10 protein-coding genes are annotated in these 14,423 nt (G+C 64.3%); 5 read left to right on the top strand and 5 right to left on the bottom strand.

The window, feature by feature from the left end; all coding sequences use genetic code 11:
• The first annotated feature begins 77 nt into the window (after nt 1–77).
• Both secA and AC3WJE_RS02045 read left to right on the top strand, forming a co-directional pair.
• On the top strand, nt 78–2,810 hold the full coding sequence (secA, locus tag AC3WJE_RS02050; RefSeq protein WP_493729109.1) for a preprotein translocase subunit SecA: 2,733 nt from the start codon (nt 78–80) through the stop codon (nt 2,808–2,810).
• A gap of 420 nt (nt 2,811–3,230) precedes the next feature.
• Nucleotides 3,231–4,175, top strand: coding sequence for a Nudix family hydrolase (locus AC3WJE_RS02045; RefSeq protein ID WP_493729108.1), 945 nt, complete (start codon nt 3,231–3,233; stop codon nt 4,173–4,175).
• A 199-nt stretch (nt 4,176–4,374) separates the two neighbouring features.
• On the opposite strand, the gene AC3WJE_RS02040 is transcribed toward AC3WJE_RS02045, so the two are convergent.
• The 4 genes from AC3WJE_RS02040 to AC3WJE_RS02025 all read right to left on the bottom strand — a co-directional run bounded on the left by AC3WJE_RS02040 (nt 4,375) and on the right by AC3WJE_RS02025 (nt 7,263).
• Entirely contained in the window at nt 4,375–4,941 is a 567-nt protein-coding gene (locus AC3WJE_RS02040; RefSeq protein WP_493729107.1) for a hypothetical protein, read from the bottom strand.
• Nucleotides 4,942–5,087: 146 nt separating this feature from the next.
• Nucleotides 5,088–5,915, bottom strand: coding sequence for a methylenetetrahydrofolate reductase [NAD(P)H] (metF, locus tag AC3WJE_RS02035; protein WP_493729106.1), 828 nt, complete (start codon nt 5,913–5,915; stop codon nt 5,088–5,090).
• Between the two features lie 146 nt (nt 5,916–6,061).
• Nucleotides 6,062–6,811: an SDR family oxidoreductase gene (locus AC3WJE_RS02030; protein WP_493729105.1), complete on the bottom strand. Its 750-nt coding sequence runs from the start codon at nt 6,809–6,811 to the stop codon at nt 6,062–6,064.
• A gap of 20 nt (nt 6,812–6,831) precedes the next feature.
• Complete coding sequence (locus AC3WJE_RS02025) at nt 6,832–7,263, bottom strand: (R)-mandelonitrile lyase (RefSeq protein WP_493729260.1); 432 nt, start codon at nt 7,261–7,263, stop codon at nt 6,832–6,834.
• Between the two features lie 296 nt (nt 7,264–7,559).
• On the opposite strand from AC3WJE_RS02025, the gene AC3WJE_RS02020 reads away from it, so the two are divergent.
• The gene (locus AC3WJE_RS02020) at nt 7,560–8,543 is read left to right on the top strand and encodes an aldo/keto reductase (protein WP_493729104.1); all 984 of its coding nucleotides are present in this window, start codon (nt 7,560–7,562) and stop codon (nt 8,541–8,543) included.
• A gap of 309 nt (nt 8,544–8,852) precedes the next feature.
• Nucleotides 8,853–11,846 carry a TonB-dependent receptor gene (locus tag AC3WJE_RS02015; RefSeq protein WP_493729103.1) on the top strand — a complete coding sequence of 998 codons (2,994 nt, stop codon included), beginning with the start codon at nt 8,853–8,855 and terminating at the stop codon, nt 11,844–11,846.
• A 200-nt stretch (nt 11,847–12,046) separates the two neighbouring features.
• On the opposite strand, the gene AC3WJE_RS02010 is transcribed toward AC3WJE_RS02015, so the two are convergent.
• Nucleotides 12,047–13,474, bottom strand: coding sequence for an alpha-amylase family protein (locus tag AC3WJE_RS02010; protein WP_493729102.1), 1,428 nt, complete (start codon nt 13,472–13,474; stop codon nt 12,047–12,049).
• 267 nt (nt 13,475–13,741) lie between these two features.
• On the opposite strand from AC3WJE_RS02010, the gene AC3WJE_RS02005 reads away from it, so the two are divergent.
• Nucleotides 13,742–14,299, top strand: a complete 558-nt coding sequence (locus tag AC3WJE_RS02005) for a DUF3228 family protein (RefSeq protein ID WP_493729101.1) — start codon at nt 13,742–13,744, stop codon at nt 14,297–14,299.
• The last annotated feature ends 124 nt before the right edge of the window (nt 14,300–14,423 follow it).

Below are 14,423 nucleotides of genomic sequence, written 5' to 3'. Positions count from 1 at the left end.
GCCCTGTTTCGTTTACGGCGGTCGGGTCCAGGGGAGCCGGCGTCGGTCAAACCGTTCCTTTTCAACCGGTTTCCTCAATGATCAACAGCTTGCTTACCCGCGTCTTCGGCAGTCGCAATGAACGCCTGCTTCGCCAGCTCAACCGGATCGTCATCAAGATCAATGCCCTTGAGCCGGAGATGGAGAAGCTCTCCGATGCGGAGCTGCAGGCCAAGACCCCCGAGTTCAAGCAGCGTATCGCCGGCGGCGAGCCGCTGGACAAGGTGCTGCCCGAAGCCTTCGCGGTCTGCCGCGAGGCCAGCCGGCGCGTGCTCGGGATGCGTCATTACGACGTGCAGTTGATCGGCGGCATGGTGCTGCACCTGGGCAAGATCGCCGAGATGCGCACCGGTGAGGGCAAGACGCTGGTGGCGACGTTGCCGGTGTACCTCAACGCGCTGGAAGACCAGGGCGTGCACGTGGTCACCGTCAACGACTACCTGGCGCGTCGCGACTCGGCGCAGATGGGCAAGTTGTACAACTGGCTGGGCCTGAGCGTCGGTGTGGTCTATCCGGGCATGCAGCACAGCGACAAGCATGCTGCCTACGCCGCCGACATCACCTACGGCACCAACAACGAGTTCGGCTTCGACTACCTGCGCGACAACATGGCGCTGTCGCGGGCCGACCGTTACCAGCGTGGCCTGCACTACGCGATCGTCGACGAGGTCGACTCGATCCTGATCGACGAGGCGCGCACGCCGCTGATCATTTCCGGCCCGGCCGACGAGTCGCCGGAGCTGTACATCCGCGTCAACCGGATCGTGCCGCAGCTGACCCGCCAGACCGAGGAAGAAGGCGAGGGTGATTTCTGGGTGGACGAGAAGTCCAAGCAGGTGCACCTGTCCGAGGCCGGCATGGAGCATGCCGAGGAACTGCTGCGCCAGGCCGGCATCATCGGCGGCGACGCCGAAGGCCTGTACGCTGCGCAGAACCTGAGCGTGGTGCATCACCTCAATGCAGCGATGCGCGCGCATGCGATCTACCAGCGCGACGTGGACTACATCGTGCGCGATGGCGAGGTGGTGATCGTCGACGAATTCACCGGTCGTACCCTGACCGGACGGCGCTGGTCCGACGGCCTGCACCAGGCGGTCGAGGCGAAGGAAGGCGTGCCGGTGCAGCGCGAGAACCAGACGCTGGCGAGCATCACCTTCCAGAACCTGTTCCGCATGTACAAGAAGCTGTCCGGCATGACCGGTACGGCCGATACGGAAGCCTACGAATTCCAGAGCATCTACGGCCTGGAAGTGGTGGTGATCCCGACCAACCGCCCGACCGTGCGCAAGGATCATCCGGACCAGGTGTTCCTCAACCGCAAGGGCAAGTTCAACGCGGTGCTGGCCGACATCGAGGACTGCGCCAAGCGCGGCCAGCCGGTGCTGGTCGGTACCACCTCGATCGAGACGTCCGAGATGCTCTCCGAGCATCTGCGCAAGGCCGGCGTGAAGCACGAGGTGCTCAACGCCAAGCAGCACGAGCGCGAGGCGACCATCGTCGCCAACGCCGGTCTGCCTGGCGCGGTGACGATCGCCACCAACATGGCCGGTCGCGGTACCGACATCGTGCTCGGCGGCTCGCTGGAAACCGAACTGCAGGCGCTGGGCGAAGAGGCCGACCAGGACCAGCGTTTCAGGGCGAAGACCGAGTGGCAGCGTCGTCACGACGCGGTCAAGGCTGCCGGCGGTCTGCATATCATCGGCACCGAGCGCCACGAGTCGCGGCGTATCGACAACCAGCTGCGCGGCCGTTCCGGTCGCCAGGGCGATCCGGGTTCCTCGCGCTTCTACCTGTCGCTTGAAGACAACCTGATGCGCATCTTCGCCTCGGACTGGGTGCAGAAGGCGATGCGCATGATGGGCATGAAGGAAGACGACGTGATCGAGGATCGTCTGGTCAGCCGCCAGATCGAGAAGGCGCAGCGCAAGGTCGAGGCGCACAACTTCGACATCCGCAAGAACCTGCTCGACTTCGACGACGTCAACAACGACCAGCGCAAGGTGATCTACGCCCAGCGCGACGAGCTGCTGGACGCCGAGTCGGTCAAGGACAACATCGACGGTATCCGTGGCGACGTGGTGTACGACCTGGTCGCGCGCTTCGTGCCGCCGAACTCGGTGGACGAGCAGTGGGACCTGCAGGGCCTGGAGTCGACGCTGGACAGCGAGCTGGGCGTCCAGCTGCCGCTGACGCAGATCGCCTCCGAGCACGAGGAACTGGATGCCGAGCGGATCGCCGAGAAGGTGCAGGAGACGGTGACCACGCATTTCTCGGACAAGGAGAATGCTGTCGGCCCGGAGACCATGCGCGCGCTGGAAAAGCACGTGATGCTGACCGTGCTCGACCAGGGCTGGAAGGAGCATCTGGCCAAGATGGATTACCTGCGCCAGGGCATCTATCTGCGCGGTTATGCGCAGAAGCAGCCGAAGCAGGAATACAAGAAGGAAGCCTTCGAGCTGTTCTCGGAGATGCTGGAGAACGTCAAGCGCGAAGTGGTGAACATGCTGGCGCGCGTGCGTATCCGCAGCGAAGAGGAAGTGGCCGCGCTGGAGGAGCAGGAGCGTCGTCAGGCCGAGGCGCGCTTGCTGGCCTCGCAGTTCCAGCACCAGGAAGTGGGTGGCTACGGCGCCGATGAAGAGGCCGCCGAGGTCGCCGGTCCGGGTGGCGCGGTGGCACAGGTGGTTCGTGATGCGCCGAAGGTCGGTCGCAACGATCCGTGCCCGTGCGGCAGCGGCAAGAAGTACAAGCATTGCCACGGTCAACTCAGCTGAGCTGAGTTGACCGTGAACCCGGAATCCGCGTAGCGGATTCCGGGTTCACGGTCTTTGCCTCCGATCCCCGCGGCTGTCGCCGCGCCCCCTTACCAAGGGGGGAGCGCACATCGGGCTTCGCCCGCTGCGCCCCAAACTTCGCTACGCGAAGTTCGGGCCCCGGCTTGATGCCTCCGATCCCCGCAGCTGTCGCTGCGCCCCCTTACCAAGGGGGCTTTGTCTCGGATGCATCTTCTTACTCGTTGATCGGGCCGGAATCAGGGCCGAGGCTTACGCGCCAAATCTTTTTCTCGTCATCCCCGCCTGCGCGGGGACGACGTTTGGTTTTGATGCGGCGGCGGATGTTGGGTCGCTGATCAAGTGCTGAAAAGGCGCCGCCGGCTATTGCCCGACGGCCGTCTATCACGGCAAAGTCGGGTCATGCCTGATTCCTTGAGATCGATCCATGTGGTGGCCGGCGTCATTCAGGACGCGCGTGGCCGCATTCTGTTGGCGCGTCGTACCGAAACCCGTGACATGCCCGGCCTGTGGGAATTCCCGGGTGGCAAGCGTGAGCCGGGTGAGAGTTCCGAACAGGCGCTGGTGCGCGAATTGCACGAAGAACTCGGCATCGAGGCCGAGGTCGGCGAATGGCTGATGGAGGTTCCGCAGCTGTATCCCGACAAGCGCCTGCGCCTGGAAGTGCGGCGCATCGCCGGCTGGAAGGGTCAGCCGCGTGGTCGCGAGGGCCAGGCCTTGACCTGGGTGAGCCCGGATCGGCTCGGGCGCTATTCGATGCCGCCGGCGGACCTGCCGGTGGTGGCGATGTTGCGTCAGCCGGAGCATTACCTGGTTACGCCCGCGCCAGGCAACGATGAGGAAGGTTGGCTGGGGCGCATCGAACAACTGCTGCGCGATGGCGTGCGACGCGTCCACTTGCGTGCGCATGGGCATGATCCCGTGCGTTGGAGCGCGCTGGTCGAGCGTGTGCTGGCACAGCGTGGCCGTCAGCCGGTGCAACTGCTGCTTGAGGGCGACATCGCGATGGCGCGCGAGTTGGGTATTGGCGTGCATCTGGAGGCCACCCAACTGGCGTCGCTGGAAACACGGCCGCTACCGGCGGGGCAGCCGGTAGCCGCGTCCTGCCATGATCTGGCGGGATTGCAGCAGGCGCAGCGGATTGGCTGCGATTTCGCGGTGTTGGGGCCGGTGCTATCGACGGTTTCGGCGGCGACGCCGTTGGGGTGGGAGGGGTTCGAGGCGATGCGCGAGAAGGTGTCGTTGCCGATCTATGCCAGTGGTGGGTTGCATCCTGAGCATGTGGTCGAGGCTCGGCGGCATGGCGCGCAGGGGATTGCGGCGTTGCGGTCGCTTTGGGTGGGGTGATCTGTTGGGTTGATGGTTCGCTCGTGTAGTGGAGTTTGGGTTCGCATCCCTTCTTCGGAGTTCCTCCGCATTTCACGCGTTCCATCTACCGTCATCCCCGCGCAGGTGGGACCCAGTGGCTTACGTCTGGATCGCGATGCAAGGAATCACCGCGCCATCTGCACGCGAGTGTCGCTTTGAATGCGGGTGCAGAAACGCGCTAGAAGCTCACCCAGAAGCAGTTGTACTGCCGGCGCAGGTTGAAGATCGTGCGCGAGGGTGTGCTGCCGTTGGCGAGGGTCTGTTCCAGACGCAGGCCCGATGGGCGCGGTGGGCTGGGCTGGGGTGCCTCCGCGGTAACGATGGAGGCGTCAGTGGACGCGGCGGTGGCTGTCGTCTCGGGCGCTTCCGGGTAGACCGGTGCGATGTCGATCAATGGGCGGTCGGCGATGGCTTCCAGCCGCGTCAGCACCTGGTTGGCGGATTGCTCGGAGAGGTTGCTCCACAGATAGAGGCTGGATAGCCGGTTCACGTCGCGCGCGTCGATCGCCGAGCGCAGTTGATCGACCAGCTCGCTCAGGCGGCGCGGGCAGCCGTTGCGATACAGGCCTGCGTCGCCGTCGCGGGGTATGGCTGCTGGCAGGCGCGAGGTCGCGCCGATGTCTTCGCAGCGGCGGTCGGTGAACACGGTGGCGCCGTCCGGGCCGGTGCAGCGGTGGATCTGCTGGGATTGGGCGTGGACGGTGGCGGCCATCGCCAGCAAGGGCAGCAGCAGGATCGAGCGCATCGTCGAAGCCTAGCCGTCGTGGTGATGGGCGTACAGCGGCTTTTCGTTGATGTCGGAAGGCGCTGGATCGGGATATGCCCGCACGGATGGAAACCCGGCGCTGGTCTGGATGAGGTTGACCGGCGCCGATGCCGTGACGAAATCGTTCAGCGGTCGAGCCGCTGCAACACCAGGCCGGCCGGCTTGGCCAGGTTGAGTGTGTAGAAGTGCAGCGAGGGCGCGCCACCGGCGATCAGGCGCTCGCACAGGGCGGCGACCACGTCGGCGCCGAAGTTGCGTACCGACTCGGCATCGTCGCCGTAGGCCTGCATCTTCTTGGCGATCCAGCGCGGGATCTCGGCACCGCATTGTTCGGAGAAGCGACGCAGCTGGCTGAAGTTGGAGATCGGCATGATTCCCGGCACGATCGGGATCTGCACGCCGAGCGCGCGCACCGCGTCGACGAAGTGGAAATAGGCGTCGGCGTTGTAGAAGTACTGGGTGATCGCCGCGTCGGCGCCGGCATCGACCTTGGCCTTGAAGTGCTTCAGGTCGTCCAGCGCATCGCTGGCTTGCGGGTGGGTTTCCGGATACGCGCCGACCTCGATGTGGAAGGCGTCGCCGTGCTCGGCACGGATGAACTCGATCAGTTCCGAGGCGTAGCGCAGGTCGCCGGGATGACCCATGCCCGAGGGCAGGTCGCCCCGCAGCGCGACGATGCGCCGGCAGCCGATCGCCCGGTACAGCTTGAGCAGTTCACGGATTTCCTCGCGGCTGCCACCGACGCATGACAGGTGCGGCGCGGCCTCGAAACCATGGTGCTGGTTGAGGTGGCGCACGGTCTCGGAGGTGTAGCTGAGCGTGGAGCCGCCGGCGCCGAAGGTGCAGGAGACGTACTCGGGCGCGTAGCTCTTCAGCTTGGCCGCGGTGCGGTCAAGCTGGCTGCGCTGTTCGTCGGTCTTGGGCGGGTAGAACTCGAAGCTGATCGGCGTCATCGGCGGGGTCGGGGCGAAAGTGCCCGCCAATAATATCTCTCCATCGCGATGGATGTATATATGTGGATGGCGCGCCCTGGATCAGATGGTTACGTATCCCGTTCACCGTAGGAGCGGGATACGTCATCACTTGATCCGAAAACGTTCTAGTACTCCTGCTTGGTCGGGCGGAACAGGATCTCGTTGATGTCCACATCTTCCGGCTGGGTCATGGCGTACACCACTGCGCGGGCGAATGAATCGGCCGGGATCGCGGTGCTGGCATAGAACTGGCGGGTGGCTTCGCGTACATCCGGTTCGGTGGCGCTGTCCGGTAGCTCGGTGTCCACTGCGCCGGGCGAGATCACGGTGGTGCGGATGTTGTAGGGCTTCACTTCCTGGCGCAGGCCTTCGGTGATCACGCGCACGGCGTGCTTGGTCGCGGAGTAGACCGCGCCGCCGGCGCGTACCTTGTGGCCGGCCACCGACGATACGTTGATGATGTGCCCGGCCTTGCGCGCGCGCATGTGCGGCAGCACCGCGGCGATGCCGTAGAGCACGCCCTTGATGTTGACGTCGATGGTGCGGTCCCAGTCTTCGATCTTGAGTCGCTCCAGCAGCGATTGCGGCATCAGGCCGGCGTTGTTGATGATCGCGTCGACATGGCCGTATGCCTGCACTGCGGTATCGACCAGACGCCTTACCTGCGCGACATCGGTGACGTCGGTGGCTTGCGCCAGCGCTTGTCCGCCGGCGGCGATGATCTGCTCGGCGATCGCCTGGATGCGCTCGACGCGGCGCGCGCCGAGCACGACGATCGCGCCCTGTGCGGCGAGCAGGCGTGCGGTGGCTTCGCCCAATCCGCTGCTGGCGCCGGTGATGACGACGACCTTGTCCTTGAGGGAAGCGTTACTCATTGCGGTTGCTCCGGGTGGAATCATTCGTCGCGATATTGTGTGTCGCTGACCTGTTCGAGCCAGGTGACAGGCGAGCCGTCGACGGCCTCGGCGATGGCGATATGGGTCATCGCCGTGTCTGCGTTCGCGCCGTGCCAGTGCTTGACGCCCGGCGGAATCCAGACGATGTCGCCGGGCCGTATCTGCTGCGCGGGCTTGCCCCATTCCTGCACCCGGCCGGCACCGGCGGTGACGATCAGGGTCTGGCCCAGCGGATGGGTATGCCAGGCGGTACGTGCGCCCGGCTCGAAGGTGACGGTGGCGCCGCCGACGCGTGCGGGTGGGGTGGTGCTGAACGGCGCGTCGATGCGCACGCGGCCGGTGAAGTAGTCGGCGGGGCCGACGGCCGAGGGTTTGCTGCCGGCATGGGTGACACTGACCGGACCGGCGTCGCCGGTCACGGCAGCAGCCATCGACAGTGACATCGTGGTGAACAGGTTCATCGTGGATCTCCTGATGGGAACGTGATCCCACCATAGGCGCACCTGCGATGTGCCACTAGCCGCTGTGATCGACATGGACTCATGAGGTGCGTTCACCAATTGACAGGATGGTGTCCATGCCTGGGCCCGCTGGCGTTATCCGATGTGTGAAGGTCCTGCACCGGACAATTGATGAGGCTGGCTCATGTCGGAATTCTCTGTAGCCGGCTTAATCGCATCGGTGTCGAGGTCTAGGCTGTGCCTCCACGTCGCACAGGAGACATGACATGCAAACGCGCACACTAGGCAACGGTGGCTTGACGGTCTCGGCCATCGGGCTGGGCTGCATGGGCCTCAGCTTCGGCTACGGTCCGGCGGTCGACAAGGCGGACGGCATCGCGTTGATCCGTGCCGCGTTCGAACGCGGCGTCACCTTTTTCGATACCGCCGAGGCGTATGGCCCGTTCACCAACGAGGAACTGCTCGGCGAGGCGCTGGCACCGTTCCGCGATCAGGTGGTGATCGCCACCAAGTTCGGTTTCGTCGATGGCCAGACCGGCAAGGGCCTGGACAGCCGGCCCGAGAACATCCGCGCAGTTGCCGAGGCTGCGCTCAGGCGCTTGCGTACCGATCGTATCGACCTGTTCTACCAGCATCGCGTCGATCCGGCGGTGCCGATCGAGGATGTCGCGGGTGCGGTCGCGGAATTGGTCGCCGAGGGCAAGGTCGGGCACTTTGGTCTGTCCGAGGCGGGCGCGCAGACGATCCGGCGCGCGCATGCGGTGTTGCCGGTGGCGGCACTGCAGAGCGAATACTCGCTGTGGTGGCGCGAGCCGGAGCGGGAGATCCTGCCGACGCTGGAGGAACTGGGCATTGGCTTCGTACCGTTCAGTCCACTCGGCAAGGGCTTCCTGACCGGTGCGATCGACGCGTCCACCACGTTCGACAAGAGTGATTTCCGCAACGTGGTGCCGCGCTTCTCGGAAGAGAGCCGCAACGCCAATGCAGCGCTGGTCGAGGTGCTGGGTCGTATCGCCGATGCGCGCGGCGTCACCCGTGCGCAGATTGCGTTGGCCTGGCTGCTCGCGCGCAAACCCTGGATCGTGCCGATTCCGGGCACCACCAAGTTGCATCGGCTCGAAGAGAACACCGGTGCGGCCGACGTGGCGCTCGATGCCGCCGATCTGGCTGCGATCGAGCAGGCGCTGCAGGGCATCGAGGTCGTGGGCGAGCGTTATCCGGCGCATCTGCAGCAGCGTGTCGGACGCTGATCAAGGGCATCAATGTCCGAGGCAATACGGCGCGATCGTCTGCATCGCGCCGTCGTCCATTTCCCCGATCCGGGGGCGTTGCAGGTGATGGCGCGACAGCCGACGTCGTGCGTGCAGGCGCGGGGCTATCCGGTGTCGCGGCGGGATCGAAATAACCAAGAGTGGTTGTCAGATAGCGACAAGATATTTCTTTATCGGCACATTCGCGGGGATTAATGCACACGGGGATTCGATAGCAGCGCGCGGGCACGGCAGCCAACGAGACGTGAGGCCGGGTTCCCGTACCCCACCACCCGAGTTCGTTTTCCGATGAAGAAGAATCATGCGTCTTTGCGCCCCGGCCTGTTGGCCCTGGCGCTGGCGATAGCTGCTGCCGCGCCTCTCGCCCATGCCCAATCCACCACCGGCGCCATTTCAGGCCAGGCGCCCGAGTCGGCACGCCGCATCCAGGTCCGCAGCGATGCCGGTATTACCCGTGAAGTCGAAGTCGACGCGCGCGGACGTTACTCGATCAACCAACTGCCGCTGGGCACCTATACCGTCGTTGCCAAGGACGGCGATGGCCACGAATTGCAGACGCGCCAGGGCGTGAGCCTGACAGTTGGCGCGAGCACGGACGTCTCGTTTGTCGCCGTATCCAATCTGGGGGGCGTGCAGGTCACCGCCGATCGGGCTGCGGCGGCGATCGATGTCACCAGCGTCGACTCGCGCACCGTGGTCACCGCCGAGCAGTTGCAGCGCTTGCCGCTGGGGCGTTCGGCCGAGGCGATCGCGCAGCTGGCGCCGGGCGTGGTCGGCAACAGCGGCAGCGGCACCTACATCGGGCCGACGGGTGCACAGCTGGTCAGCTTCGGCGGTTCGTCGTCGGCGGAGAACGCCTACTACATCAACGGCTTCAACACGACCGATCCGCTGCGCGGCCTCGGTGGCCTCACGCTGCCCTACGGCAGCATCGACCAGCTGGAGGTCTACACCGGCGGCTACAGCGCCAAGTACGGTCGTTCCGACGGCGGTGTGATCAATGCGGTCGGCAAGCGCGGTACCAACGAATGGCATTTCGGCGGACAGGCGACCTGGGAGCCGGCGTCGCTGCGGTCGTCGCAGAACGACATCTACTATCCCGGCAATGGCGAGCTGTATCGCCCGGACAGCAAGAACAATTCATGGGTGACCACGCAAAGCATCTACGCCGGTGGCCCGCTGGTGCAGGACAAGCTGTTTTTCTTCGGCTCGTATGAGCTGCAGCGCCAGGAGGGCCACAAGGTCTACAGCGTCGAGGACACCAATCCGTACTACGACTACGCGTATCGCCGCCCGAGCTGGTACGCCAAGCTCGACTGGAACATCAGCGACAACCACCTGCTGGAGGTCACTGGTGCTTCCAGCCGTTACATCACCCGTGGCACGTACTACAACTACGATTACGACAATCGTGAGATCGGCAGCCGCCGTGGCAGCGCCGATACCACCAAGACCGGTGGCAGTCTGTGGAACGCCAAATACACCGGTTACCTGACCGACCGGCTCACGCTCAGTGCGCAGTACGGCAAGATGTCCACCGATGATTACGTCGGCAACCCGACCTACAACGGCGCGTTGACCTATGTTTCCGGCGCATCGTTCCAGAATCCCGCCTACACCGGCGGCACGCCGATCACCAACGCGCAGACCACTTCGCTGCTGGTGAATCCGGACCGTGGCAACCGCACCGACAACCTGCGCATCGACCTGAACTACGTGCTCGGCGACCACAGCATCACGATCGGCATCGACAACCAGAACGCGCGTGCGCTCAATCGTGGTTCGGTGGCCTCCGGCGACGGTTACTACTGGGTCTACGGCCAATCCAATCCCGCCGTGCCGATCAACACCGGCCTGGGCGTACCGGCCACCGGGGCCTATCCGAATGGCGAGGACGGCTACTACGTGCGCCGTTACGTCTACAGCGCACTGGCCTCGGTACGTGCAGCGCAGCGTGCGCAGTACATCGAGGACAACTGGCAGGTGAGCGATCGCCTGCTGCTTAGCCTCGGCCTGCGTCTGGATCAGTTCACCAACTACAACCGCGACGGCGATCCCTACATCAAGCAGAGCAGTGGGCAGTGGGCGCCGCGACTGGGCTTCAGTTGGGACGTGGCTGGTGACAGCCACTTCAAGGTGTACGGCAATGCGGGCCGCTACTACCTGGCGTTGCCGTTGAACCCGGCTTTCAATGCGGCCGGTGCGACGCTGGCGACGTCGACCTACTACACCTACGGCGGCATCGACAGCAATGGTTATCCCACCGGACTGACCCAGATCTCCGACGCGGTTTCGGCCAACAACTACTACGGCAACCTGCCCGACCCGAAGACGGTGGCGACGCAGGGCATCAAGCCCTCCTACCAGGACGAGTTCATTCTCGGCTTCAACAAGACCCTGGGCGACAGCTGGGTGTATGGCGCCAAGGCCACTTACCGCGTGCTGCGCAGTGGTGTGGACGACTACTGCGACATCGATACGGTGCTGGCCAAGTCCACCGCGCTCGGCTACAACGTCACCACCGACAGCAACCCGGTCAGCTGCTGGCTGATCAATCCTGGCAAGGCCAACACCTTCACGTTGGTGGATACCTCCGGCAACTACGTCAGCGTACCGCTGAGCAAGAGCGAGCTGGGGCTGCCCGACTTCAAGCGCAACTACTACGCAGTCAACCTGTCGCTGGAACATCCGTTCGACGAGCGTTGGTATGGCCGCGTCGACTACACCTGGTCGCGCAGCTACGGCACCACCGAGGGCCAGTTGCTGTCGGGCATTGGCCAGACCGCGGTGTCGACCACACAGGCCTGGGACTACGCGCAGTTGATGGAGTACACCAACGGCCCGCAGAGCAACGACCACACCCATCAGCTCAAGCTGTCTGGCTACTACCAGCTGACGAGAGAGTGGTTGGTATCGGCCAATGTGCGGGTGGTGTCAGGATCGCCGTTCAGTGCGCTCGGTTCCTACGGTAGCGATCACACCGATCCGGCCGGCTACGGCATCGCCTATCACTTCTATCAAGGGCAACCGGCGCCTCCGGGCAGTCAGGGACGACTGCCGTGGTTGAAGCAGCTCGATCTGGGCGTGGCATGGCGCCCGTCGTTCGCCGACAACAAGCTGAGCTTCAATCTCGACGTGTTCAACGTCTTCAACAGCCAGACTGCGTTGTGGAAGTACCCGTATTCAGAACTGGAACCGGGTCAATCCGATCCGTTGTATGGAGCGGCCACCTTGAGTCAGGCACCGCGTTCGTTGCGGTTGAGCGTGAGTTACGACTACTGAGGCAAGCCTGATGCGGGCCGGTGTCTGTGAGGGCACCGGCCCGCGGTGGCATGTGAAACGGCAAGGGTGTCGTTGTTACCGGAAACAGCATTGACTATGGCCGGTGTCATTCGATGTTTTCTTCCCGGCATGCTCGTCCACGCAAGCTTGAGCCCAGCCTGCCGAGGCCAATCGATGCGTCCGTTTTGTGGAGCTGACCGTCAGCGCTGCCACATCCGCGCCTGCCGCGGCGGCAGGCTGAAGGTGTACGAGGCACTGCCGATGTTGACGACACTGCCAGAGCCGAGCGCATCGGTGTAGTTCACGTTCCACCACACCACGCTGCCGTTCATCGCCACCGTGGTGTTGACCGTACTGCCACACTTGTTGATGCCGACGATGCCGAGATTGCCGCGACGGAACAGCAGGTGACAGGCGCTGTGCGAGAGCACCTGCATGTCGTTGCCCTGCATCGCGTTGTGAAAGCCGACCATGCGCTTGATGTCGTCGCGGAGATAGGCGTTCACCCAGCGGTTGTCGCCGCTTTCGTTGTTGTCCGAATAGACCATCGGAACGCCGCCGTCGCGGCCGAGCAGGTAGGCATACGCCAGGGTTTCATCGACCGGATCGAGAATGGCGTAGCGGAAGCCGGCATTGTTCGGGATGTCATGCGTGATCGCGAACGTCACCGCGCGCGCACCGGGCAATGCCTGCCCGGATGCACCCGGATCGACCAGCGCATCCAGGCTGCCGGCCGGCAGCAGCGCGTTGCGGAGTGTGTTGAACAACGGGAAGTCATAAGCCCCGTGAGTGGTCTGCTGCAGGTACGGCGCCAGGAACTGGTCGTAATCACTGTTGCCGGAGCCACCGCCGGTGATCACCTCGCCGAACACGTGCACGCCACTGCGGATGCCGGCATCGAAGACGCGATTGAGGTGGTCGAAGGTCATGTGCTTGGCCGCATCGACCCGGAAGCCGGTGACCCCCAGCGCCTTCAACGCCAACAGATAGGCACGCTGCTGCTGCACGACCCAATCATTGCCCATCAGATCCGGCAGGCCAGGATCGCCGTTGCCGCCGCAGATGCGGTAAGTACGCACCTGGTAGACATCGTTGTAGTCGGAAATGCATTGCGCCGGGCCGAAGTCGTCCGCGCTCAGGAAGTTCGAGGAGAGATCGCCGAACAACCGCAGTTGTGCATAGCCCGAGGGATTGGTGGCGTACTGGGCCAGCACCGTCGCGCCCGGGTAGTTCAGGTCCGAACGAATCGCCGCCTCGTTGGCCATGTGATTGAACACGATGTCGGCGTAGGTTTCCACGCCATGCTCGGCCAGCGCCTGCACCATGCTGGCGAAGGCATTGGTGTCGCCGAGCGGGTTGTCGATCACGCGGATGTCCTGCGGCTGATAGCGCGCCCACCATTCGCTGCCTTGCGAGCGATAGGCCGGTGCCACCAGCACCTTCTTGTAGCCGGCCTGGGCGATCTGCGCGGCGCGCGCCTCGACGGTGGCGTAGGGCCAGTTGAAGGCGTGCAGAATGACCTCGGCCTGCGCACTGACTGCCATTGCGGCAAGCAGCAGCGCAGCGAGAAAGCGGTGCCAGTATCGGCGGGGACGTTGTGTGCCGAGAATGGAAGGCGTGTCGCGCATTGCACATGTCTCCTTGATGGAACGACGGACATGCACCGCTGCTGCGAGCGGACCCATCTCGTCGAGTGGGCTGATCCCTGTTCCGGAAATGCACAGCCACGACCTGCGGTGGCCCGGGAATGCTAAGCGCGCATCGCGGCGCAGCATGCGATCTACGCATACGTATTCATTGCGTCGCGTCGCGGCGGGCCAGCGGGAGGTATGGCGTCTGGGCGGGGACGACGACGGTGCCTATCATGTGGAGACTACTTCCCTTCGGTACGCTGCATGTCCATCGTTCTGACCCCGTTCGCCCGTGCCCGTCTGTTTCCGCGCGATCGCCGCCGCAACGCGATCCAAGACTGCACGCCGGAGGAGTTCCAGCGTCGTCTCAACGATGAGGCCCCGCTGAAAGTGATCGATGGCTACGCCCCGTTCTGCAAGTTGCACGTGCATCGCAACTGGACCCGCACGCGCTGCCTGACGGTGCCGGTCACCGTTGAGAACCGTCATCTGCTGCGTTCGGGGTACGAGGCGCGCAACTCCGAGGAATTGCCGGTGCTGGTGCGCTGGTTCGAAGGCGTCGAAGCGCCGGTCGCGAACTACCTGCTGCCGATCCTCTACAGCGCCGAGCAATTGGCGAAGGAAGGCTCACCGATCGACGCCGACTGGGGCATCGTCGGCTGTCTCTACACGACCGAGCCGGAAGAAATCCCGATGGCACCGATCACGATGATGCGCAACACGCTCGGCGTGGAGGAGGGCGGTTCAGGCGTGCCGATGGACCGCGCGGCCTATCGTCGCGCGGTGGCGTTCTGGGAGAGCAATGCGAACTGGCGTCCGTGAGCGTCGTGTGTTGCTGGGTCGCAGTCCTGGAAACTTCTCAGGTTCCTTCGAAAGGAGCCTGATGGGTTATCCCGTGCGATATCGCGCCGCCGTGTCGGAAGCCCGGCAGCAACGGTGCCTGTGA

It is taken from the genome of Pseudomonas sp. GW821-FHT07E12 (assembly GCF_058986605.1).
Note: the sequence above shows the minus strand (reverse complement) of the source record. Positions and strands in the feature narration are given on the sequence as shown.